The organism is Mycobacterium sp. DL592 (assembly GCF_011694515.1).
GTDB lineage: Bacteria > Actinomycetota > Actinomycetes > Mycobacteriales > Mycobacteriaceae > Mycobacterium.
The window spans coordinates 4,133,212-4,155,546 of sequence record NZ_CP050192.1; the positions used below are offsets into that span (position 1 = coordinate 4,133,212).

Annotated in this window: 17 protein-coding genes; 4 read left to right on the top strand and 13 right to left on the bottom strand. The window is 66.7% G+C overall.

What is annotated here, in order from left to right:
- Positions 1-123 precede the first annotated feature (123 nt).
- The 3 genes from rpsG to HBE64_RS19925 all read right to left on the bottom strand — a co-directional run bounded on the left by rpsG (position 124) and on the right by HBE64_RS19925 (position 1,920).
- Positions 124-594 carry a 30S ribosomal protein S7 gene (gene rpsG, locus HBE64_RS19915; RefSeq protein WP_167106080.1) on the bottom strand — a complete coding sequence of 157 codons (471 nt, stop codon included), beginning with the start codon at positions 592-594 and terminating at the stop codon, positions 124-126.
- Positions 594-968, bottom strand: a complete 375-nt coding sequence (gene rpsL, locus HBE64_RS19920; RefSeq protein ID WP_036343468.1) for a 30S ribosomal protein S12 — start codon at positions 966-968, stop codon at positions 594-596. The genes rpsG and rpsL overlap by 1 nt, the downstream gene beginning before the upstream one ends.
- Before the next feature lie 319 nt (positions 969-1,287).
- Positions 1,288-1,920 carry a TetR/AcrR family transcriptional regulator gene (locus HBE64_RS19925; RefSeq protein ID WP_167106083.1) on the bottom strand — a complete coding sequence of 211 codons (633 nt, stop codon included), beginning with the start codon at positions 1,918-1,920 and terminating at the stop codon, positions 1,288-1,290.
- Between the two features lie 119 nt (positions 1,921-2,039).
- Between HBE64_RS19925 and HBE64_RS19930 the strand changes: the two genes are divergently transcribed.
- From HBE64_RS19930 to HBE64_RS19940, 3 genes are all read left to right on the top strand, one after another.
- Positions 2,040-2,444, top strand: a complete 405-nt coding sequence (locus tag HBE64_RS19930; RefSeq protein WP_167106087.1) for a DUF3060 domain-containing protein — start codon at positions 2,040-2,042, stop codon at positions 2,442-2,444.
- 83 nt (positions 2,445-2,527) lie between these two features.
- Entirely contained in the window at positions 2,528-3,118 is a 591-nt protein-coding gene (locus tag HBE64_RS19935; RefSeq protein WP_167106090.1) for a TetR/AcrR family transcriptional regulator, read from the top strand.
- Positions 3,115-4,242, top strand: a complete 1,128-nt coding sequence (locus HBE64_RS19940; RefSeq protein ID WP_243841391.1) for a glycosyltransferase — start codon at positions 3,115-3,117, stop codon at positions 4,240-4,242. Before HBE64_RS19935 ends, HBE64_RS19940 begins: the two co-directional genes overlap by 4 nt.
- Here the strand turns inward: HBE64_RS19940 and HBE64_RS19945 are convergent.
- From HBE64_RS19945 to HBE64_RS19960, 4 genes are all read right to left on the bottom strand, one after another.
- The gene (locus HBE64_RS19945) at positions 4,239-5,096 is read right to left on the bottom strand and encodes a crotonase/enoyl-CoA hydratase family protein (protein ID WP_167106093.1); all 858 of its coding nucleotides are present in this window, start codon (positions 5,094-5,096) and stop codon (positions 4,239-4,241) included. The genes HBE64_RS19940 and HBE64_RS19945 overlap by 4 nt on opposite strands.
- Positions 5,093-5,830 (bottom strand): PaaX family transcriptional regulator C-terminal domain-containing protein, encoded by a 738-nt coding sequence (locus HBE64_RS19950; protein WP_243841392.1) that lies wholly within the window; start codon positions 5,828-5,830, stop codon positions 5,093-5,095. Before HBE64_RS19950 ends, HBE64_RS19945 begins: the two co-directional genes overlap by 4 nt.
- A 2-nt stretch (positions 5,831-5,832) precedes the next feature.
- Positions 5,833-6,723, bottom strand: coding sequence for a crotonase/enoyl-CoA hydratase family protein (locus HBE64_RS19955; RefSeq protein WP_243841698.1), 891 nt, complete (start codon positions 6,721-6,723; stop codon positions 5,833-5,835).
- A 103-nt stretch (positions 6,724-6,826) separates the two neighbouring features.
- Complete coding sequence (locus tag HBE64_RS19960) at positions 6,827-8,455, bottom strand: acyl-CoA dehydrogenase family protein (RefSeq protein ID WP_167106099.1); 1,629 nt, start codon at positions 8,453-8,455, stop codon at positions 6,827-6,829.
- 50 nt (positions 8,456-8,505) lie between these two features.
- Here HBE64_RS19960 and HBE64_RS19965 point away from each other — a divergent pair, with 50 nt between their 5' ends.
- Complete coding sequence (locus HBE64_RS19965; RefSeq protein WP_167106102.1) at positions 8,506-8,856, top strand: cupin domain-containing protein; 351 nt, start codon at positions 8,506-8,508, stop codon at positions 8,854-8,856.
- On the opposite strand, the gene HBE64_RS19970 is transcribed toward HBE64_RS19965, so the two are convergent.
- The 6 genes from HBE64_RS19970 to HBE64_RS19995 all read right to left on the bottom strand — a co-directional run bounded on the left by HBE64_RS19970 (position 8,853) and on the right by HBE64_RS19995 (position 22,299).
- Positions 8,853-9,695, bottom strand: a complete 843-nt coding sequence (locus HBE64_RS19970) for a PHB depolymerase family esterase (RefSeq protein ID WP_167106105.1) — start codon at positions 9,693-9,695, stop codon at positions 8,853-8,855. The two genes, HBE64_RS19965 and HBE64_RS19970, sit on opposite strands and share 4 nt — an antisense overlap.
- A 3-nt stretch (positions 9,696-9,698) precedes the next feature.
- Positions 9,699-10,454, bottom strand: a complete 756-nt coding sequence (locus tag HBE64_RS19975) for a deoxyribonuclease IV (RefSeq protein ID WP_167106108.1) — start codon at positions 10,452-10,454, stop codon at positions 9,699-9,701.
- Between the two features lie 88 nt (positions 10,455-10,542).
- Positions 10,543-11,190, bottom strand: a complete 648-nt coding sequence (locus HBE64_RS19980; protein ID WP_167106112.1) for a dihydrofolate reductase family protein — start codon at positions 11,188-11,190, stop codon at positions 10,543-10,545.
- A 114-nt stretch (positions 11,191-11,304) separates the two neighbouring features.
- Complete coding sequence (locus HBE64_RS19985) at positions 11,305-15,261, bottom strand: DNA-directed RNA polymerase subunit beta' (protein WP_167106115.1); 3,957 nt, start codon at positions 15,259-15,261, stop codon at positions 11,305-11,307.
- 62 nt (positions 15,262-15,323) lie between these two features.
- Positions 15,324-18,821 carry a DNA-directed RNA polymerase subunit beta gene (locus HBE64_RS19990; protein WP_208300509.1) on the bottom strand — a complete coding sequence of 1,166 codons (3,498 nt, stop codon included), beginning with the start codon at positions 18,819-18,821 and terminating at the stop codon, positions 15,324-15,326.
- Between the two features lie 364 nt (positions 18,822-19,185).
- Positions 19,186-22,299 (bottom strand): lipocalin family protein, encoded by a 3,114-nt coding sequence (locus HBE64_RS19995; RefSeq protein ID WP_167106121.1) that lies wholly within the window; start codon positions 22,297-22,299, stop codon positions 19,186-19,188.
- Between the last annotated feature and the right edge of the window lie 36 nt (positions 22,300-22,335).

The window sequence follows — 22,335 nt, forward strand, 5'->3', positions numbered from 1 at the left end:
CCTTGTTCAGGTCAGTCAGCACGTCCTGTGCCACAGAAGTCTTCCCACTCTTTCGCTTGCGTGATTGCTGTCAGTTGCGCCCGGTGCGCCGAGGCGTCCAGCCCTGGGGCCGGGCGCCCGGTGTCACCAGCGGTAGTGCGCGAAGGCCCGGTTCGCCTCGGCCATCTTGTGGGTGTCCTCGCGTCGCTTGACGGCGGCACCCAGGCCATTGCTGGCGTCGAGGATCTCGTTGGCCAGCCGCTCGACCATGGTCTTCTCGCGGCGCTGCTTGGAGAAGCTGACCAGCCAGCGCAGGGCCAGCGTGGTCGACCGCTCGGGCCGAACCTCGACGGGCACCTGGTAGGTGGCGCCACCGACACGGCGGCTGCGCACCTCGAGGGCCGGCTTGACGTTGTCCATGGCGCGCTTGAGGGTCACCACCGGGTCGGTGCCGGTCTTGTCGCGGGCCTGCTCGAGCGCACCGTAAACAATGCGTTCGGCCAGCGACTTCTTCCCATCAAGGAGAACCTTGTTGACCAGCTGGGTGACCAGCTGCGACCCGTAGACCGGGTCGTTGACGAGGGGACGCTTGGGAGCGGGGCCCTTGCGCGGCATTAGCTCTTCTCCTTCTTCGCGCCGTAACGGCTGCGTGCCTGCTTGCGGTTCTTGACACCCTGGGTGTCCAGCGAGCCGCGGATGATCTTGTAGCGGACGCCGGGGAGGTCCTTCACACGACCACCGCGCACCAGCACCATCGAGTGCTCCTGCAGGTTGTGGCCCTCACCGGGGATGTAGGCGGTCACCTCGACGCCGGTTGTCAGCTTCACGCGCGCGACCTTGCGAAGCGCCGAGTTCGGCTTCTTCGGGGTGGTCGTGTACACGCGGGTGCACACGCCGCGGCGCTGCGGGCTGCCCTTAAGTGCCGCGGTCTTCACCTTCGCGACCTTGTCGGTGCGACCCTTGCGGACCAGCTGCTGAATGGTTGGCATGTACCGGCTTTCTGTTCTCTCGTCGTCTTTCAGCGTTCTTCAAGTCTCTGTACTGCAGTTTTCACCCCGCCGCGTACCCCGCGACCGGGCGTGTCGCACGCACCGCGCACCGGTGAGAATCCGATGCATACTGGACATGCGAATTTGCCCGGCGTGCGCGCATGCGTCCCCGCTTGCGCCCCTATTTGGCCAGGCACGAGCTTCCACAATACCAGGCTCCGCACGCCCCTCCAAACTCGGTGTACGGGGCTTTTCGAGGGCCTTACCGCAGGTCAACGCGGGAATGTCGGCACTGGTTCCCGAACTCCCCTGAACTGCGTCAGCCGGTGGCGCCCTTGCGGTGCGCCATCCCGACCGCCAGCCGGAGCACCATATCGGAGAACACCGCATCGGTATCCACCTCGTTCATGACGCCGGTCATCTCCAGGAGCACGAATCCGTGCAGGGCGGCCCAGAACTCCAGCGACGCGTAGTAGGCGTCCTCCCCGCCGAGGCCATACGACGCCAGAACCTCGATGACCGGGGCGGCCGCGGCGTGCGAAGCGGCGGTGAACTCGGGGTCGTCGCCCTCCAGCGGCATCCGGGTGAAGGCCGAATAGCGGCCGGGGTGGTGGTGGGCGTAGCTGCGGTAGGCACTGGCCATCGCCATCACCGCGTCGTCCCGGGTACGGCCCTGCCCGACCGTGCTCAGCATCTGCAGGATGTCGTCGATGACGTGCATGCGCACGGTGCGGCGCAGGTCCTCGAGGCTGTGCACGTGGTTATAGAGCGAGGGGCCCTTGGTGCCGAGCTGGGTGGCCAGCGCGTTGATCGTCAGCGCGTCCCACCCCTCCCGATCCAAGAAGTTCAGGGCGGCGTTGACGATGATGTCGCGGCTGAGTTTGGCCGACCGCGCCGACGACCGGGCCCCGGCGCGCGACCGACCGCCCGCCGATTCCGGTGTTGATGTCATGCGTTCGCCCTTCAGTTCTCTGATCAGCGAAGAACTCTAGTTGACGTGGAGACCTCCACGTAGGCTCCAAGCGTCGAGCAGTGATCGTGGACGACGAGATCAGTTAGGAAGTGGCACCGATGCATACCCCCACCCTGGTGGCCGGAATCGGAACGCTGGCCGCGGCGATGGTCCTTGCCGGCTGCGGATCCAGCAGCACCGACACCAACTCGCCCACCGCGACGGCCGGCAAGTCGGGTGCCCAGGTAGAGGTCGGTAACACCATCAACTACGGCTCGTTCGGCACCACGACCGAGATCGACTGCGCCGACGGCAAGTCGCTCAACGTCGGTGGGTCGAACAACACCCTGACGGTCAAGGGTTCGTGCGCGTCAGTCAACATCGGCGGCGCGGACAACAAGATCGTCTTCGACAAGATCAACAACGAGCTGTCCGTCGTCGGGCTCAACAACACCGTCACCTACAAGGGCGGTGAACCGAAGGTCAACAACCTCGGCACCGGAAACACCATCAACAAGGGCTGAGCTGCACCGCCCGGCGGCGGCGATGCTATTGATGTCCATTGGCATTGACGCCAAATCTAGATTTCGTGTACACATATGTGGACATGAAATCGGATACCCGCAGCTATGCCATGGGCGCACGGCAAATAGCCAAGGACGCCACCCGCGAGGCCATTCTCAGGGCCGCAATCGACGCGTTCATGGCCGAGCGCACCTTCGACATCACCTTGCCGTCAGTGGCCGACCGCGCCGGCGTGACGGTCAAGACCGTGCTCCGTCACTTCGGGAATCGCGAGGCCCTGATCGACGATGCGTGGTCGCAGGCTTACCGCGAGATTGTCGACGAACGCACACCGCCGGCCGGCGATTCCGACGAAGCGCTACGGGTGTTGATCGCGCACTACGAGAGTCGGGGCGAAGTGGTCCTGGCGATGTTGGCCAACGAGCACGATCCCCGAGCGGCTCACGCGAACAGCACCGGCCGCCTGGCGCATCGCGAGTGGGTGCAGGACGTCTTCGAGGCGCGACTGCCTGCCGACGCCTCGGCACGGTCCCGGGCGGTCGATGTGCTCGTCGTCGCCACCGACGTCTACGCATGGAAACTGTTGCGGCTGGACCGCGGCCTGTCGGCCGACGACGTCCACGACCGATTTGTTCTGATGACTGACGCACTGCTGGTCGGGGCATCGGCATGAGCGGCCCTGGGATGCGAGTCCTGTTCGCCATCGTCGACGGCGGCGGCAATGTGCCACCCCAGCTGGCGGTCGCGCGGGAGTTACACAAACGCGGTGTCGACGTCCGGATCATCGGCCACAGCGGCATCGCCGGACGAGTGCAGAATGCCGGCTTGCCGTTCGAAACCTTCTCGACAGGAAGGCATTTCGACCCCACCACCCCACGGCCGCTGCCCGCCATGATGCTCGACTTCGCGCAGATGGCAGCAGACCGCAATCTGGGACGCAGCATCGGTGAGGCCGCACGGCGCCACGGTGCCCATGCCGTGGTCGTCGACATGATGCTGATCGGCGCACTCCCCGAGGTCGAACGCACCGGTGTTCCGACCATCGCCTTCGTCCACTGCTTCTACCGGACGGTTCAGGATCTGGCGGCGGGGCCGGTGGGCTGGTTTCTTCGCGCTCGGGGAATCGACCCGTTATACGCCGAACGCCGCGGACTACTCCAGATCGTCTCGGCACGTGAGGATTTGGACCCGCTACGCGGTGCGCCGCCGGTGAGTCACATCGGGGTGACCTGGCAGGGACCGCCGTCGGTCGCCGTTGCTGAAACCGTACCGCGAATCCTGATCAGCTTGAGCACCAACGCTTTTGCCGGTCAACGTCGGATGCTGCAAAACATCCTCGACGCGCTGGCACCGCTGCCGGTCGCGGCAACCGTGACGGTCGGACCGAGTATCGACGCCTCAGGGCTTCGCGTCCCGGGCAACGCCGACGTGCACGCGTGGCTCGACCACGACGAGGTACTCGCCACGGCATCACTGGTGGTGGGCCACGGTGGGCACAGTACCGCGATGCGCGCACTGTCCTTCGGAGTACCGCAGCTGATCATGCCCGCCAACCCGATGATCGACCAGAAACGCGTCGGGGCCTCGCTACGTGAGCAGGGCGCGGGGATCCTGCTCGCCAAACACGCCAAGCCCGGAAAAATCCGGGCTGCAATCGAAGCGGTGCTGCGCGATCCTTCATATCGGGAAAGCGCCGCTCGGCTGGGCGAAGACATCCGGCGTCGAGACGGGGCCGTCGTGGCGGCCGACATCATCGACGAGCACGTCAGGACATCAGCACAGGTCGTCAAGCTCTAAGCTTTCGCGCCGTGCCGCCCTTCGCCCTTGGCGAAGCGCGCGGCGCCGGCAAGGGATTCCGCGGCCACCCGGGACAGGCTGCCGAACTCGACGTCGATGGCTTCGGCTTCAGATTGACCCCACTGGTGGATAGCCGAGAGCCGGTCAGACCGCAGGCATCCCTGCGGTAGCGCCGCCAGTTCAGCGGCCAGTTCCTCGGCAGCCTGGCGGGCGTGCCCTGCCGGGACCACTCGGTTGGCCAGGCCGATCGCCAGCGCCTCGTCGGCCTGCACGGCCCGGCCGGTCAGGATCAGGTCCATCGCCCGGCTGTGCCCGATGAGCCGCGGCAGCCGGACCGTGCCGCCGTCGATGAGCGGCACCCCCCAGCGCCGGCAGAACACCCCGAACACGGCGTCCTCCTCGACGACCCGCATATCGCACCACAGTGCCAGCTCCAGGCCGCCGGCCACCGCGTACCCGCTCACCGCGGCGATCACCGGTTTGGACAGCACCATCCGGGTGGGCCCCATGGGGCCCGGAGCCGCCCGGCCGGCGACATCAGAACCCGGAGCCGCCCGGCCGGCGACATCAGATCCAGCCCGCGGTCGGTGCAGCGGATTGGAATCCGCGGTGCCCATCGCCTTGAGATCGGCTCCGGCACAGAATGTTCCGTTGTCACCCCAGAGCACCGCAACCGATGCACTGTCGTCGTTGTCGAACTGCTCGAAGGCGTCGCGCAGCGCCAAGGCCGTCGGTCCGTCGACAGCATTGCGGGCATGTGGGCGGTCCAGAATCACCGTCGTCACTGGGCCGTTGCGTTCGATCCGTACCCCTTCCCGGGTCGCTTCGCTCCTGCCCTCCGGAACACCACTCATCGTATCGCCTCCACCAGTCGTCCCTCGTCGCGCCGTGCCACCAGTTCGGCGGCGAAATCCACATAAGCCGTGCGTAATTGGGCGCCGGGCCAGTCCGGCGGCAGCAGTTCTCCGGGAAGCACCGGGTCGGTGAGCAGGTGGCGCACAATGGCCGCGGCCGCGACGAAGCGGGCGGGTATGTCACCGGCGATCGCCATATCGCCGAGCAGTTGACGGCCGGTCTCCGACCAAGCAGCGAGGTCCCACAGCCGCGCGGCAAGCTGGCTCGGGTCGTCATCGCGGGCCCGCAGAATCCGCCCCCTGTCGACGATCTCGGCGGGCAGCCGGTGGTCGAGGTTGTCGGGCCGCAGCCACACCCCTTCCCGAAGTTCCCCAAAGCGGTTGCCCTGCAGAGCATGACGCAGGGACGCGCGGGCACGGGCGTCGCGGCCGACGGCGGTGATCACCAGGGTCGTCCAGGTTCCGTCCCACTCCCGGATGTGAGGGTCGAGCGCATCGTCCTGTCGGCGTTGCCGGGCCAGCAGACGGTCCGAGAGCCGGTAGCCGTCTTCGGAACGCACCAGGTCACCGGCGCCGACCATCCGCGTCAGGGCGACCCGAAGCGTCTGCTCACGAATACCGAAATCCGATGTCAGACGCAGTAATTCGGCTGATGTCGCCCACGCCGGATGGGCACCGAGCATGACGGAGAGCACCACCGAGCGCGCGGTCATCCGGGACAGCGACGGCGTCATCGTCACACCCCGGATGTCCGGCGGCCGTGGTCGCCGAACGGCTCGTCGCGGTGGCGCACCGCGTCACGGAAGCCGTGTTCGCGGGCGTCGGCGACGAATGCATGGCCCTCGGGGGTGTGGCGGGCGATGCCGTCGAAGACGGTGCTGACCATCCGGCTGGTCGCCACGCCCTGCTGGTACAGCGCGGTGTTCATCGCGAGCTTGACCATGATCAGCTGGTTGACCGGAACCGCGGCGATTCGCTCGACGAGACGTTCGGTGCGCTCGTCGAGATCGGCCGGATCCGGCGCCTCCACGGCGAGCCCCCATTCGGCGGCTTGCGCACCGGTGATGCAATCTCCAGTCAGCAGAAGGCGTTTGGCGCGCTGATCGCCCAGCCGGTGCGCCCACAGCCCCGCCGCAGGCACTCCCCACACCCGCGTCGGGGGGTAGCCGATCTTCGCGTCGGCCGCGGCGATCACCTGGTCGGCGTGCAAGGCGATGTCGGTGCCGCCGGCCACGCAGTAGCCGTGGATCTTGACCACCGTGGGTTTGTCGGCGTGCATCAGGCTGGCAAAGCCGCGCACGAAGCGGCTCATCATCTGGTAGTCGACCATCGGATCCCACGGCCGGTTCGGCAGGTGGTTGACGGCTTGGGCCTTACCGTCGAGCACGGTACCTGCGCGGTCGCAGCCACCCGCCGACCCGGTGCCGTCGGCGTAGGCGCTCAGATCGAAGCCCGCGCAGAAGCCGTCGCCGCGGCCGGACACCAGGATCACGTGGACCTTCGGATCCAGATCGGCCCGCTCGACCAGGGCAGCCAGCTCCAGTGGAGTGTCGGCGACGATCGCGTTGCCTTTTTCGGGGCGGTTGAAAGTGATTCGGGCGACCCTGTCGGTGACCTCGTAGGTCATCGTCTTCAGGTCGTCGGTCACGCCGACCTCCCCGTCCACTGTGCGGATTCATCCGCAACGCGCCGCCCGAAGCGGATCAGATCGCACACTCGAGGCGCGGACGTCATCCCTTCACCAGGCAGCGCTCGAGGATCGGGGCGAGGTCCAGCCCGGTGGGCAGGGTGCCGAACGCGCCGCCCCAGTTGCCGCCCATCCGGGTGGCCAGGAACGCCTCGGCGACCGCGGGGTGGCCGTGGCGTACCAGCAGCGAACCCTGCAGTGCCAGACAGATGTCCTCGGCGACCTTGCGGGCCCGGTACTCCACAGCGTCGGTGTCTTCCAGCTCCGCCCGCAGCGTCGCGACGTGAACGTCGAGTCGGGCATCCTGCCCAGCGGTGGTGCCGAGTTCGTCGAAGAGCACCGCCACGCACTCCGGCCGGGTTGCCATGGCGCGCAACGTGTCCAGCGCGCTGACGTTTCCTGAGCCCTCCCAGATACCCATCAGCGGCGCCTCGCGGTAGAGCCGCGGCATGCCGGAGTCCTCGGCGTACCCGTTGCCGCCCAGGCATTCCATCGCCTCACCGGCGTGCGGGGTAGCACGCTTGCATACCCAGTACTTGGATGCCGCCAGGCCGATGCGGCGCAGCAGCGTCTCGCGTTCGTCGCCGCGGACCGCGCCGTCGGTGGCACCGGCCATCCGCATCGCCACGATGGTGGCGGCCTCGGCCTCGACGGCCAGATCGGCCAGCACATTTCGCATCAGGGGTTGATCGATCAGGTAGGCGCCGAACGCCTTTCGATGCTGGGCGTGGTGAATGGCCCGGGTCAGGCCGCTGCGCATGGAGGTGGCGCTGCCCAGCGTGCAGTCCAGCCGAGTGAGGTTGACCATCTCGATGATCGTCGGCACGCCGCGGCCCTCCTCGCCGACCAGCCAGGCGTGTGCGCCGTCGTACTCGACCTCGCTGGAGGCGTTGGCGTGGTTGCCCAGTTTGTTCTTGAGCCGCTGGATGAACATCCGGTTGCGGGTGCCGTCGGGCAGAACCCGGGGCAGCATGAAACAGCTCAGCCCACCCGGTGCCTGGGCGAGCACCAGGAAGATGTCGCTCATCGCTGCCGAGGTGAACCACTTGTGCCCGGTGATCCGGTAGCTGCCGTCCCCGGCGGCCACCGCCTGGGTGGTGCCGGCCCGAACGTCGGAGCCGCCCTGTTTCTCGGTCATCGACATCCCGGCGGTGATCCCTGCCTTGGACGTGGGCACCGTCAGCTCCGGGTCGTATTCGCGGCTGGTGAGCAGCGGCTCGTAGACCTTGGCCAGCTCGGCGTTGTGGCGCAGCGCCGGAACCACGGCATAGGTCATCGAGATGGGACACACATGACCGGGTTCGGGCGTCCACACCGACATCTTCGCGGCGCGGACCACGTGGGCGCCGGGACGCGGGTCGGCCCACGGGGCGGCATGCAGTCCGTGCGCGATCGCCGTGCGCATCAGTTCGTGGTAGGCGGGGTCGTACTCGATCTCATCGACGCGGTGGCCGTACCGGTCATGGGTGTGCAGCACCGGCCGGTTCCAGTCGGCCAGGTCACCCCAGCGTTGGGCCGTGGCGCTGCCCGAGAGCGCCCCGAGTTCGGTGACCTCGTCGAGGCCCCATTGGCCGCCTTCGCGGATCAGCGCCTCGATCAGCACCGGCGAACTCGCCGGATTGTGATCGACCAGCGGCGGGACTTGATTGGTGACGACGTGGGTGTCCGACATACCTCCACTGTTACACTTTCTGGACAACTGCACAAGATACGTAATATGGCATGCTGCTAGCCGTGCAGCCGAACACCGCCGTCCACGCGTCCACCCAGTGGCTCGAGCACCAGCCGGTGCCGGCCGAGCAAGCGCTGGCCGGTACCCCGCACACCGGCGTCGCCGAACTCGGGCGCTTCGGCGGCCTCGAAGTCGGAGTGTGGGAGATGACGCCCGGAGTCATGAGCGACGTCGAGGCCGACGAGGTGTTCGTCGTGCTGTCCGGGGCGGCGACCGTCGAATTCGACGACGGCACTCCCCCGTTGACGCTGGGCCCCGGTGACGTGGTCCGGCTGGCCGAAGGCGCCCGCACGGTGTGGACGGTCACCGAGACGCTGCGCAAGGTGTACCTGACCGGCTAGCGCGGGTGCGCGGCGAAGAAATCCCAGATCGTCTGCGTCGCGAAAGCCGGCCACTCGTGCCCGCCGCCGGCCACCGTGACCAGCTCGACGCTTCGCCCGCTCGGGCAGTCGGCGACCGACGTCGTCAGCGCCCCGTTGACCGCCGTCACCGGTGGCGCGCACCGGTCGACGTCACGCCAGAAAGCGTTGACTTCCGGCACCGCCGGACCGTCGATGTGGGCGAAGCCCTCGCCGGGTTGGCCGCCGTAGCGGATCATCGGATCGGCCGTGCCGTGGATGTGCACAACCGACGTCGGCGACGGCGACGGGCAGCTGTCGAGCTGGGTCGCCGAGTCCGGGCCGATGGCGGCGAAAACCGCTGTGGTGCAAGCGAGTTTGTACGCCATCATGCCGCCGTTGCTGATGCCGGTGGCGTAGATCCGGGTCGGGTCGATACCGATGTTGCCGGCGATGTCGCGTACCGCCGCGGTGATGAAGGCGACGTCGTCGACGTCGTCGCGGCTGGAGCGTCCGCAACAGTCGCCACCGGAATTCCAGGCCCGCCCGAGTCCGTCGGGATAGGCGACGACGAATTTCGCCGAGTCGGCCAAGTCATTCCAGCCGTAGGACCGCTCCGCCTGCGCGGCGCTACCGAACCCACCGTGCAGCATGACGACCAGCGGCGCGGCCGGTGGCAGCCCAGCGGGCAGATAGAGCCGGTAGCTCCGGTCGACGCCACCGACGGTGATCGTGTGCGCCGTCGCACCCGCGGTGAACGGGGCCGGCGCAGCGGATCCGGACGGCGCGCAGGCTGCGATCAGTAATAGGACCCCTAGTAGCGCGACGACTCGGGTCCGCACGCGTCAGCCTGAGACGTTGTCGCGGAGGAAGGCGATGTCGTTCTTGCGGCCCTCGTCGGCCGTCTCACAGATCACGGGTGCACCGGCAGCGGTGACCACCGCGACCAACAGTTGCGGATCAATTTGTCCGGCACCAAAATTCGCGTGGCGGTCAGCACCGGAACCTTTGGCGTCGCGGGAGTCGTTGCAGTGCACCAGATCGATGCGGCCGGTGATCGACTTGATGCGCTCGACGGCGTCGATCAGCTCCTCGCCGGCCGCCCACGCGTGGCAGGTGTCCAGGCAGAAACCGATGCCGGTGTCGCCGATGCGCTCCCACAGCCTGCCGATGGTGTCGAAATGCCGGGCCATCGCGTGGTCACCGCCCGCGGTGTTCTCCAGGTACACCGGCACCTCGGTCTCCAGCTGCGCCAAAGCTTTGACCCAGCGCTCGAAACCGGCCTCCATGTCGTTGTCGTCAGCATGGCCGCCGTGCACGATCACCGCCGTCGCGCCGATCTCGGTGGCGGCGTCGCAGGTGTCCTGCAGGATCTTGCGCGACGGGATACGCACCCGGTTGTTGGCCGAGGCGACGTTGATCAGATACGGCGCGTGCACGTAGAGCGGGATCGGCGAGCGGCGCAGCGCGTCGGCATCCTCGCGGGGCTTGGGCTTCTTCCAGCTCTGCGGGTCACCCAGAAAGAACTGCACCGCGTCGGCATCGTCGTGCAGCGCACCCGCCAACGGGTTGTCGGAGCGGACGTGGGAACCGATGAGCACGCCTGCCACTCTAGGCCGGTACCGACGCGGACGCCTCCCCCACCGAACGGTCCATCGCCGCGAACGGGCGTGTTCCCAGCCGTCTGGCTCAGTCTCGCCAAAACAGGTGATGGATCACGCCGATCGGACTCGGCACCACGTCGTGATGAAAGCGGTCATCGAGTTCGTCCGGGGATTCCCACAACCGCTCTCCGGCGCCGATGTGCACGGCCGGGGCGACGGCGACATGCAGGGTGTCCACCAGACCTGCGTCGAGGAACTCCTTGACGGTCGAGACGCCGCCACCGAGGCGGACGTCCTTGCCACCAGCTGCCTGCCTGGCCTGCTCGAGCACCGTCGCCGGATCACCCGAGACGAAGTGGAACGTCGTATCCGACAACGTGAAAGACGGCCGCTCGTGGTGGGTCAGAACAAACACGGGTGTGTGAAACGGCGGCTCCTGACCCCACCAGCCCTGCCAATCGTGGTCCTGCCACCGGCCGCGCTGGGGCCCGAACTTGTTGCGACCCATGATCTCGGCGCCGATGTTGTGGCTGAAATCCCGAGTGAAGTAGTCGTCGATGCCCCGGCTACCGCCCGGCTCGCTGCGGTTAGGCCAGCTCGCGGTGGCACCGGCCCAGGTGAACATCACACCGGGGTCAGCATGCCCGAACGGGCGCTCGAGGCTCTGGTTGAGGCCGGCGCCGAAGCCATCCCCCGAGACGGTGAAGTTCTGCACTCTGAGCAATTGGGTCACGCGTTCCTCCATTGAATCGACATCAACGGTATCGACTGGAGTTCAGCCCTGAACTCATCGCCGGCACAAAGAGTAGGCCCCTGGGACGTATCCCAGGGGCCTACTCTTTAGTGACTAGCGGTAGTCGCTGTACCCGTAGTCGTCCAGCGGCACCGCAGCGCCGGTGGCCTGACCGAAGTCCGGGCTGTAGTACTGATCCTCGTAGGACGGGATCGTGTACGCCGCGGCCCGGGCCTCCTCGGTGGGCTGCACCTGGATATTGCGGTAGCGGTTGATACCGGTACCGGCCGGGATCAGCTTGCCGATGATCACGTTCTCCTTCAGACCCTGCAGCTTGTCGCTGCGGCAGTTGATCGCCGCATCAGTCAGCACGCGAGTGGTCTCCTGGAACGACGCCGCCGACAGCCACGAGTCGGTGGCCAGCGACGCCTTGGTGATACCCATCAGCACCGGACGGCCGGCCGCGGGCTCAGCGCCCTCGGCAACCACCCGACGGTTCTCGGCCTCGAACTCGCCGCGCTCGGTCAGCGAGCCGGGCAGGAACTCCGTTGCGCCCGAATCGATGATCGTGACGCGCCGCAGCATCTGCCGGACGATGACCTCGATGTGCTTGTCGTGGATCGACACACCCTGGGCCCGGTAGACCTCCTGGACTTCCTTGACCAGGTGGATCTGAACCTTGCGCGGGCCCTCGACGCGGAGCACCTCGTGCGGGTCGGCCGAGCCCTCCATGAGCTGCTGGCCCACCTCGACGTGGTCGCCGTCGGCGAGCAGCCGCTCGGTCCCGTCGTCGTGCTTGAACACACGCAGACGCTGACGCTTGGACAGCTTGTCGTACACGACTTCCTCGCCCCCATCATCGGGAACGACGGTGATCTTGTAGAACTTGTCGCTCTCCTCCAGGCGAACCCGCCCGGCGACGTCGGCGATCGGAGCGCGGTTACGCGGAACGCGCGCCTCGAACAGCTCCTGCACGCGCGGCAGACCACCGACGATGTCGGCGCCACCGGTGACACCACCCTGGTGGAAGGTACGCATCGTCAGCTGCGTGCCGGGCTCGCCGATGGACTGCGCGGCGACAATGCCCACGGCCTCACCGATGTCGACCAGCTTGCCGGTGGCCATCGAACGGCCGTAGCACATCGCGCACACACCGGACGCGCTGGCGCAGGTGAGCACCGAACGCACCTTGACCTGCGAGATGCCGGCCTCCAGCAGCGCATCGATGGCCGGGTCGCCCAGGTCGTGTCCGGCCTCGACGATGACCGTGCCCTTCTCGTCGACCGCGTCGGCGGCCAGCGTGCGGGCGTACGCCGAGGTCTCGACGTGCGCGTCGCGCAGCAGGGTGCCGTCGGCCTGACGCTCAGCGAGGTCGACGAGGATGCCACGCTCGGTACCGCAGTCATGCTCGCGCACGATCACGTCCTGCGACACGTCCACCAGACGACGGGTCAGGTAACCCGAGTCAGCGGTACGAAGCGCGGTGTCCGCCAGACCCTTACGGGCGCCGTGGGTGTTGATGAAGTACTCCAGCACCGTCAGGCCCTCACGGAACGAGGACTTGATCGGGCGCGGGATGAACTCACCCTTCGGGTTGGTCACCAGACCCTTCATGCCGGCCAGGGTGCGGGTCTGGGTGAAGTTACCCGTCGCCCCGGAATCCACGATCGTGATGATCGGGTTGTCATCCGGGTAGTGCGCCCGCAGCGCGTTACCGACCTCTTCGGTGGCGTCCTTCCACAACTCCACCAGAGCGTCGTTGCGCTCCTGCTTGCTCAGCACGCCGCGCTGGTACTTCTTCTCGATACCGTCGGCTTCGGCCTCGTAGCGCTCGAGGATCTCCTGCTTCTCCGGCGGCACGATGACGTCGGCCATCGACACGGTGACACCCGAACGGGTGGCCCAGTAGAAGCCGGCATCCTTGAGCTTGTCGACGGTCTGCGCGACGACGATCATCGGGTAGCGCTCGGCCAGATCGTTGATGATCCGAGCCTGGACTTTCTTGTGCATCTGCTCGTTGACGAACGGATACCCCTGTGGCAGAAGCTCATTGAAGAGCACCCGGCCCAGCGTGGTTTCGGCGATCCAGGCCATGCCCGGGCGCCAGCCGTTCTCACCGAACAGCTCGCTCTCGACATCGTGCGGCGGGCGCAGCTGCGTCAGTCGCACCTTGATCTGCGCACGAACACTGAGCACACCGCGGTCGAGAGCCATGATGGCCTCGGAGGGCGAGCTGTACACACCGAACTCCGGGGCATCCTTGCCGGCCGCCGCGTACTCACCGAGGCTGCCGGGGATGTGCGTGGTCAGGAAGTACAGCCCGGTGACCATGTCCAGACGCGGCATGGCGAGCGGCTTACCCGACGCCGGCGACAGGATGTTGTTGCTCGACAGCATCAGCACCCGGGCCTCGGCCTGCGCCTCGGCACTCAGCGGCAAGTGCACCGCCATCTGGTCACCGTCGAAGTCGGCGTTGAACGCCTCACAGACCAGCGGGTGCAGCTGAATGGCCTTACCCTCCACCAGCTGCGGCTCGAAGGCCTGGATACCCAGGCGGTGCAGCGTGGGTGCACGGTTCAGCAGAACCGGGTGCTCGGCGATGACCTCTTCGAGGACGTCCCACACCTGCGGACGCTGACGCTCCACCATCCGCTTGGCGCTCTTGATGTTCTGCGCGTGGTTCAGGTCGACCAGACGCTTCATCACGAACGGTTTGAACAGCTCGAGCGCCATCAGCTTGGGCAGACCACACTGGTGCAGCTTGAGCTGCGGGCCGACCACGATGACCGAACGGCCCGAGTAGTCGACGCGCTTGCCGAGCAGGTTCTGGCGGAACCGGCCCTGCTTGCCCTTGAGCAGATCGCTCAGCGACTTCAGCGGACGGTTGCCAGGACCGGTGACGGGGCGGCCACGACGACCGTTGTCGAACAGCGCGTCCACCGACTCCTGAAGCATGCGCTTCTCGTTGTTGACGATGATCTCGGGCGCACCGAGGTCGATCAGTCGCTTGAGCCGGTTGTTGCGGTTGATCACGCGGCGGTACAGATCGTTGAGGTCCGAGGTGGCGAAACGGCCACCGTCGAGCTGGACCATCGGGCGCAGCTCCGGCGGGATCACCGGGACCGCGTCGAGCACCATGCCCATGGGCGAGTTGCCCGACTGCTGGAAGGCCGCGACGACCTTCAGCCGCTTGAGCGCACGCAGCTTCTTCTGGCCCTTGCCGCTGCGGATGACCTCGCGCAGCGACTCGGCCTCGGCGTCGATGTCGAAGTTCTGGATGAGCTTCTGGATCGACTCCGCGCCCATCGAGCCCTCGAAGTACTCGCCGTAGCGGTCGACGAGCTCGCGGTAGAGGTTCTCGTCGACGATGAGCTGCTTGGGAGCCAGCTTGGTGAAGGTGCTCCAGATCTCGTCGAGCCGATCCAGCTCACGCTGGGCCCGGTCGCGCAGCTGACGCATCTCGCGCTCGCCGCCGTCGCGCACCTTGCGGCGCACATCGGACTTGGCACCCTCGGCCTCCAGCTCGGCCAGGTCGGCCTCGAGCTTCTGGGCGCGGGCCTCCAGGTCGGAGTCACGCTGATCGGCGACGGCCTTCTTCTCGACCTCCATCTCGGCTTCGAGGGTGGAGAGCTCGTTGTGGCGCATCTCGGTGTCGACCGCGGTGATCACGTAGGCCGCGAAGTAGATGATCTTCTCGAGATCCTTCGGGGCCAGGTCGAGCAGGTAGCCCAAGCGCGACGGGACGCCCTTGAAGTACCAGATGTGCGTGACGGGAGCGGCCAGCTCGATGTGGCCCATCCGCTCACGACGCACCTTGGCGCGAGTGACCTCGACGCCGCAGCGCTCGCAGATGATGCCCTTGAAGCGGACACGCTTGTACTTGCCGCAGTAGCACTCCCAGTCGCGAGTCGGTCCGAAGATCTTCTCGCAGAACAGGCCGTCCTTCTCTGGCTTGAGCGTGCGGTAGTTGATGGTCTCCGGCTTCTTGACCTCGCCGTAGGACCAGTTGCGGATGTCGTCCGCGGTCGCAAGACCGATCCGGAGTTCATCGAAGAAGTTGACGTCTAGCACGTAACTCCCTTTCCCCTTTCGGGACTAGAAAACTAACTACAGGCCGTGGGCAACGCCCACGATCAGGCGAGATCCTCGACGGAGGCAGATTCATTGCGGGACAGGTTGATTCCGAGGTTGGCAGCAGCGCGCTCCAGGTCCTCGTCATCGCCGTCACGCATCTCGATCGCGGCACCGTCACTCGACAGGACCTCGACGTTGAGGCACAGCGACTGCAGCTCCTTGAGCAGCACCTTGAACGACTCGGGAATGCCCGGCTCGGGGATGTTCTCGCCCTTGACGATCGCCTCGTAGACCTTGACCCGGCCGACGGTGTCGTCGGACTTGATGGTCAAGAGCTCCTGCAGCGTGTACGCCGCGCCGTAGGCCTGCATGGCCCAGCACTCCATCTCGCCGAACCGCTGGCCACCGAACTGCGCCTTACCGCCCAGCGGCTGCTGGGTGATCATCGAGTACGGACCGGTCGAGCGGGCGTGGATCTTGTCGTCCACCAGGTGGTGCAGCTTGAGGATGTACATGTAGCCGACGGTCACCGGGTACGGGAACGGCTCACCGCTGCGGCCGTCGTAGAGCACGGCCTTGCCGTCACCGTCGACGAGCACTTCGCCGTCGCGGTTGGGCAGCGTCGAAGCCAGCAGACCCTGCAGCTCCTCCTCGCGGGCACCGTCGAACACCGGCGTCGAGACGATGGAGTCCGGTTGCGACTCCCGCAGCTCGTCCGGCAGGTTCGCGGCCCACTCGGGTGTGCCGTCGACCTTCCAGCCGGCCTTGGCCACCCACCCGAGGTGGGTTTCCAGGATCTGGCCGATGTTCATCCGTCGCGGCACACCGTGGGTGTTCAGGATGATGTCCACTGGGGTGCCGTCCGGCAGGAACGGCATGTCCTCGATGGGCAGGATCTTGCCGATGACGCCCTTGTTGCCGTGGCGGCCGGCGAGCTTGTCACCGTCGGAGATCTTGCGCTTCTGGGCCACGTAGACGCGGACCAGCTCGTTGACACCGGCGGGCAGTTCGTCGTCATCCTCGCGGCTGAACACCCGGATGCCGATGACCTTGCCGGACTCACCGTGGGGCACCTTGAGCGACGTGTCGCGGACTTCGCGGGCCTTCTCACCGAAGATCGCACGCAGCAGCCGCTCCTCGGGGGTCAGCTCGGTCTCGCCCTTCGGGGTGACCTTGCCGACCAGGATGTCGCCGTCACGGACCTCGGCGCCGATGCGGATGATGCCGCGCTCGTCGAGGTCGGCGAGCACCTCATCGGAGACGTTCGGGATGTCCCGGGTGATCTCCTCGGCGCCCAGCTTGGTGTCGCGGGCATCGATCTCGTGCTCTTCGATGTGAATCGAGGTGAGCACGTCCTCCTCAACCAGACGGCTGGAGAGGATGATCGCGTCCTCGTAGTTGTGGCCTTCCCACGGCATGATCGCCACGAGCAGGTTCTTGCCCAGTGCCATCTCACCGTTCTCGGTGCACGGCCCGTCGGCGAGGACCTGGCCCGACTCGACACGCTGCCCGGCATCCACGATCGGACGCTGGTTGGCGCAGGTGCCGTGGTTGGACCGGGCGAACTTACGCATCCGGTAGGTGTGCCGGGTGCCGTCGTCGGCCATCACGGTGATGTAGTCGGCCGAAACCTCTTCGACCACACCGGATTTCTCGGTCACGACCACGTCGCCGGCGTCGATGGCCGCACGCAGCTCCATGCCGGTGCCGACCAGCGGTGCCTCAGAGCGCACCAGCGGAACCGCCTGGCGCTGCATGTTGGCACCCATCAGGGCGCGGTTGGCGTCGTCGTGCTCGAGGAACGGGATCATCGCCGTCGCGACCGACACCATCTGGCGCGGTGAGACGTCCATGAAGTCGACCTCGGCCGGCGTCACGTTCTCGACCTCGCCGCCCTTACGGCGGACCAGGACGCGGGACTCGGTGAAGCTGCCCTTGTCGTCGATCGGCGAGTTGGCCTGCGCCACGACGTGGCGGTCCTCCTCGTCGGCGGTCAGGTAGTGGATCTCGTCGGTGACGACACCGTCGACGACCTTGCGGTACGGAGTCTCGATGAAGCCGAACGGGTTGACCCGCGCGTACACCGACAACGAACCGATCAGACCGATGTTCGGGCCCTCAGGCGTCTCGATCGGGCACATCCGGCCGTAGTGGCTGGAGTGCACGTCGCGGACCTCGAGGCCGGCACGCTCACGGGACAGACCACCGGGGCCCAGCGCCGACAAACGGCGCTTGTGGGTCAGACCCGACAGCGGGTTGTTCTGGTCCATGAACTGCGACAGCTGGCTGGTGCCGAAGAACTCCTTGATCGCCGCCACGACGGGACGGATGTTGATCAGGGTCTGCGGCGTGATCGCCTCGACGTCCTGCGTGGTCATCCGCTCGCGGACGACGCGCTCCATCCGGGACAGGCCGACCCGGATCTGGTTCTGGATCAGCTCACCCACGGTGCGCAGACGGCGGTTGCCGAAGTGGTCGATGTCGTCGACCTCGACGGGAACCTCGACGCCGCCGGGGGCGGTCATCGTCGGCTGGCCCTCGTGCAGACGCACCAGGTACTCGATGGTGGCGACGATGTCCTCTTCGGTCAGCGTCGAGCTGGTGATCGGCTGGCCGGCGTTGAGGCCCAGCTTCTTGTTCACCTTGTAGCGGCCCACCCGGGCCAGGTCGTAGCGCTTGTCCTTGAAGAACAGGTTCTCCAGCAGGGTCTGCGCGGACTCCTTGGTGGGGGGCTCGCCCGGGCGCAGCTTGCGGTAGATGTCCAGCAGCGCCTCGTCGGTGCCGGCGGTGTTGTCCTTCTCCAGCGTCGACATCATGATCTCGGAGAAGCCGAAGCGCTCCCGGATCTGCTCGGCGGTCCAGCCGAGCGCCTTGAGCAGCACGGTGACCGGCTGGCGACGCTTGCGGTCGATGCGCACACCGACGGTGTCGCGCTTGTCGACGTCGAACTCCAGCCACGCGCCGCGGCCGGGGATCACCTTGACGCTGTGCAACGTCTTCTCGGTGGACTTGTCGATGGTCTCGTCGAAGTACACACCCGGCGAGCGGACCAGCTGGCTCACCACGACACGCTCGGTGCCGTTGATGATGAAGGTGCCCTTCTCGGTCATCATCGGGAAGTCACCCATGAAGACCGTCTGGCTCTTGATCTCACCGGTGTTGTTGTTGATGAACTCGGCCGTGACGAACAGCGGGGCCGCGTACGTCATGTCCTTGTCTTTGCACTCGTCCACCGGCGCCTTGACCTCGTCAAAGCGCGGGTCGGAGAAGCTCAGCGACATCGAACCGGAGAAGTCCTCGATGGGCGAAAGCTCGGCGAGGACCTCTTCGAGGCCGCCGACCGGGCTGGGATCGCCCTGGGCGATCGCCTTCTGCCGCCACTCGTCCGCACCGATCAACCACTTGAAGGAATCGGTTTGCACGTCGAGCAGGCCGGGAACCTCTAGAGGCTCACGCAGCTTGGCGAACGAAACTCGTTTCGGTGCTCCGGGAACGGAGTTAGAAGTAGTAGTTGATTTGCTCTGGCTAGAGACTGCCAAGATGCATCCTTCCAGCACCTAATGCGACTGCCCGGAAAAATCCGGCTCGCCGCGAGATCTGCGTCGGTTCAGGCTGGCGTTCTCAAGGACCAAAGCCTGTCCCCGACGCACGCGACACGCGAATAGGTCACTGAGCTGGAGATATTCGCTCAGGCGTGGACCACGGTGTCAGGTGCGGGTTGAGGTGGGCAGGAGGCAGCCAGCGCAACGTCCAACAATAGCGCAGAACGGCGCATTCCTCAACAACCGCATGCCGGGTTGGCTGGCGCTGGCTGGCGGACTAGCTACCCATGCACACATGCTGGTCAACAGACTGACCCGTTTGCGCCCTTCCGTCAAGGGATAACGCGGTGTTTGGTGTGTAAAACTTCCGCCGGATCGGTCAGACGGTGACGGTCGCCGGGTACTGCTGTGTGGGCGTGATCGGCCCCCACACCCCGAGTTGCCGGGCCCGCGCGACGAGGTCGTCGTACTCGGTGGCGGGGATGGTCTGATCCCGGGTCAGGATGTAGCCGGAGAAGCGCGTCGGGTCGCTGACGATGACCCACTTGTAGTTGGGGTCATAGTCGAGGATCCAGTAGTTGCCGGGCTCGGCGCTGCTCGGCGTGCTACCGAAGAAGCCCACGTCGAGGCGCGTGTTGAACGCCGGGTTCACCGAAACCGCGGAGCCGGTGATGTTGGACTGCGGCCCGTTGGGACCGAAGTAGTTGCCCGAGTTCTGCACCTTGACCGTGCCGTCCGGGTTCAGCGTGTACACCGCCTTGGTGTTGACCAGCCCCCAGGCGAACGGCAGCTTCACACTGCCCTGCTCGTACCAGGGCACCCCGTTGGCGTACTTGGTGACGTCCACCGGCGGCGGGGCGGGCAACGTGGTTGCTCCTGCTTCGCCCATGACGATCGGCTGGTTGGGGACGTACGTGCCGTTGTTGGGGTTGCCGTAGATGCCGTAGAGCGGGTCCGTGGGGCTCTTGCCGGCATAGATGTCGTTGATCCATCCGGAGGCGAAGGTGCGCACCGCATCCTTTGCTCCCGGCGGCGACGGCCGGACGATGATGGCGCTGGCGATCTCGCCGAGCCAGGCGAACAGGTTGTTGCCCTGGATAACGTCGGTGTGCGAGCCGTTGTCGATCTGGACGCCGTAGAACTGGTCGCCGTAGAACTGCTGCATCAGTTCGGTGGCCACACCGTAGGCGTTCCAGCTCTGCGGCGGCGCCGCGATCTGATAGTCCGGGATTCCCGCGTTCTGCAGCGCGGTCAGCGAGTCGGTGAACAGCGGGTTGCGCGAGACGCCGTCGAACATCACCACGCCGAGCAGGTTGTCCACCTGATCGGTCTGGGTGATCAGCGCGCCGACCGCGGTGGCGAAGTTGCCGCCCGCAGAGTGCCCGGTGAGCAGGAACTTCTCCGGCAGGACTCCGGAGAATCCGGCGGCGTTGGCGCTGATGTTCAGCGCCGAGCGGCTGCCCTCGAACATCGACGCGACGGCTTGTTGCATCACCGAGCCGCCGAGGTAGCAGCCCGGGCACAGCGGGTTGTCGAACCAGAAGATGTTCGGCACCACGACGATGCTGTTGGTCTGCTGGGCCAGCTCCTGGGCCATACTGCCGTACCAGTCCTTGAAGCCCAGGAAGCCGTGCTGCAGCCAGATGATGCCGTTGGCCTGCACGGTTCCGTCGGCCTGGGTCGGGAAGTACCAGTCGGCCGGGGCGGCGTAGCCGTTGGTGCCGGCCGGGATGTCGAGCACGGCGGAGCCGGTCCGCACGCCGGTGACGCCGTTACCCACAGTCGCCACGGGTGTGTTGGGGTTCAGTCCGTTGTTGCCGCTGTTGACCGCCGGGGGCAGGTGGAAGCCGAACAGTCCGCCGACGGTGTCGATCAGACCCTTGACGAGGTAGTCGCCGAACGACAGCTGGTTGGCCTCCGCGGCGGGTAGCCCGACCGCGGCGGTCGGACCCATGATGATCTGCTGATTGGACGCCGCGTACAGGCCGTACTTCGGGTCCTGCGGGGTCGCCCCGGCATACATGTCGTTGATCCACCCGTCGCTGAGGGTGTACACCGCTGCGGTGTTGCCCGCGGGCACCGGCTTGGTCACCAGCTGCAGCACGAGGTCTAAGAGAGGGTTGACCCCGAGCATCGAGTCGACATGTGAGCCGCCCTGCAACACCACGCCGACGAACTGGCCGGGCAGGGTGGCTGCGAGCACATTGGTGGTGGCGCCGAACAGATTCCAGCTCTGCGCCGGGGCGGCAATCTGGTAGACCGGCTTGTTCGCGGCGGCCAGAGTAGACACCTGGGTGGCGAATGAACCGTCCAGCGCCCCATTGGAGACACCGTCGAACATCACCACGCCGACGAGGTCGGTGGGGTCGTACTGGGCGTCGGCGCCCTCGAGGTAGTCGTCGGCGACCGCGGTGGCGAACCCGCCACCGGCGGAGTGCCCGGCGAGCACGAAGCGCTCGGGCAGAGCGGTGCCGGTGAATCCGGCCGCCGTCGCACTGGCCAGCAGCGTGGCGCGGTCGGGGCCCAGCAGCGCTGCCGCGTCGACCTGGGTGACCTGGCAGGTGAGGCAGCCGCCGGAGAACGTGATCGGAATCGACGACAGGGTCGGGGCCACCACGATGCTGTTGGTCTGCTTGGCCAGATCCTGGGCCAGTGCCGAATAGAAGGTATTGGTGGCACCGAATCCGTGCTGCAACCAGATGACGCCCTGGGCGGCGACGGTGCCGTCGGCCTGGGTCGGGAAGTACCAGTCGGCGGCGACGGTCTGGCCGATGAAGGCACCGGGGAGGTCCAGCCGGGAGTGGCCGATCAGGACACCGGTGACGCCGTTGGTGCCGTTGGGCAGCAGTACCGCCGAGCTCGTCACCTGTGCGGCGGGGTCGGTGGTGGCAGCCGCTGTGCGGGGAGCGATGCCCAGACCCGAGAGCAGGTTGAGCATTGCGGTGGCGAGCAGGCCGGACGCGGGCGCGGGAGTGGCGGCGGCGCTGGCGGTCAGGGTGCCGGCCGACGCGAGGATCTGGTTGATCTGAGCCTGCCGGGCCGCAGCCTCTGCCGCCCGGCGCGACGTCCCGACGGTAACGGACACCGGGACGTCCTGCGCTGCCGCGGCCTGTGTCGTGGCGACGTCGGTGGTGGCGGCAGCGGTGGCGGATGCCGGGGTTGCGGCCTGGTCGGCCGCGTCGGCGGTACCGGTATCGACCTTCGCGGTGGTCGGTGTGGCGGGCTTGGGTGTTGTCTTGTCGACACTCGACCGCGACGACGATCGTCCGGCCGAGGCCGACGACGGTGATGCCGTTCCCGATTTCGCCTCGGCGGCGCGCTTGCTGCCTCCGGTGGCTTTTCCGCTCGACGGCGAGGAGTCCGAGGACGCCTGCGGCTTGCCTGAGCTGTCGTCGGTGCCGTCGGCGTGGGCTGCGCCCGCCCCCGACAACAACGCCGCGCCCAATCCGACGACCACTGCACCAGTGCCCAACAAGACGCGACGTTCAGCCATCCACTCCAGCCTTCCTATTGACGACTTCGAAAACGT

What these genes read in the sequence shown, in the direction of transcription:
- rpsG (WP_167106080.1), bottom strand. Translation starts at nt 594, where the DNA reads ATGCCGCGCAAGGGCCCCGCTCCCAAGCGTCCCCTCGTCAACGACCCG.
- rpsL (WP_036343468.1), bottom strand. Translation starts at nt 968, where the DNA reads ATGCCAACCATTCAGCAGCTGGTCCGCAAGGGTCGCACCGACAAGGTC.
- HBE64_RS19925 (WP_167106083.1), bottom strand. Translation starts at nt 1,920, where the DNA reads ATGACATCAACACCGGAATCGGCGGGCGGTCGGTCGCGCGCCGGGGCC.
- HBE64_RS19930 (WP_167106087.1), top strand. Translation starts at nt 2,040, where the DNA reads ATGCATACCCCCACCCTGGTGGCCGGAATCGGAACGCTGGCCGCGGCG.
- HBE64_RS19935 (WP_167106090.1), top strand. Translation starts at nt 2,528, where the DNA reads ATGAAATCGGATACCCGCAGCTATGCCATGGGCGCACGGCAAATAGCC.
- HBE64_RS19940 (WP_243841391.1), top strand. Translation starts at nt 3,115, where the DNA reads ATGAGCGGCCCTGGGATGCGAGTCCTGTTCGCCATCGTCGACGGCGGC.
- HBE64_RS19945 (WP_167106093.1), bottom strand. Translation starts at nt 5,096, where the DNA reads ATGAGTGGTGTTCCGGAGGGCAGGAGCGAAGCGACCCGGGAAGGGGTA.
- HBE64_RS19950 (WP_243841392.1), bottom strand. Translation starts at nt 5,830, where the DNA reads ATGACGCCGTCGCTGTCCCGGATGACCGCGCGCTCGGTGGTGCTCTCC.
- HBE64_RS19955 (WP_243841698.1), bottom strand. Translation starts at nt 6,723, where the DNA reads ATGACCTACGAGGTCACCGACAGGGTCGCCCGAATCACTTTCAACCGC.
- HBE64_RS19960 (WP_167106099.1), bottom strand. Translation starts at nt 8,455, where the DNA reads ATGTCGGACACCCACGTCGTCACCAATCAAGTCCCGCCGCTGGTCGAT.
- HBE64_RS19965 (WP_167106102.1), top strand. Translation starts at nt 8,506, where the DNA reads ATGCTGCTAGCCGTGCAGCCGAACACCGCCGTCCACGCGTCCACCCAG.
- HBE64_RS19995 (WP_167106121.1), bottom strand. Translation starts at nt 22,299, where the DNA reads ATGGCTGAACGTCGCGTCTTGTTGGGCACTGGTGCAGTGGTCGTCGGA.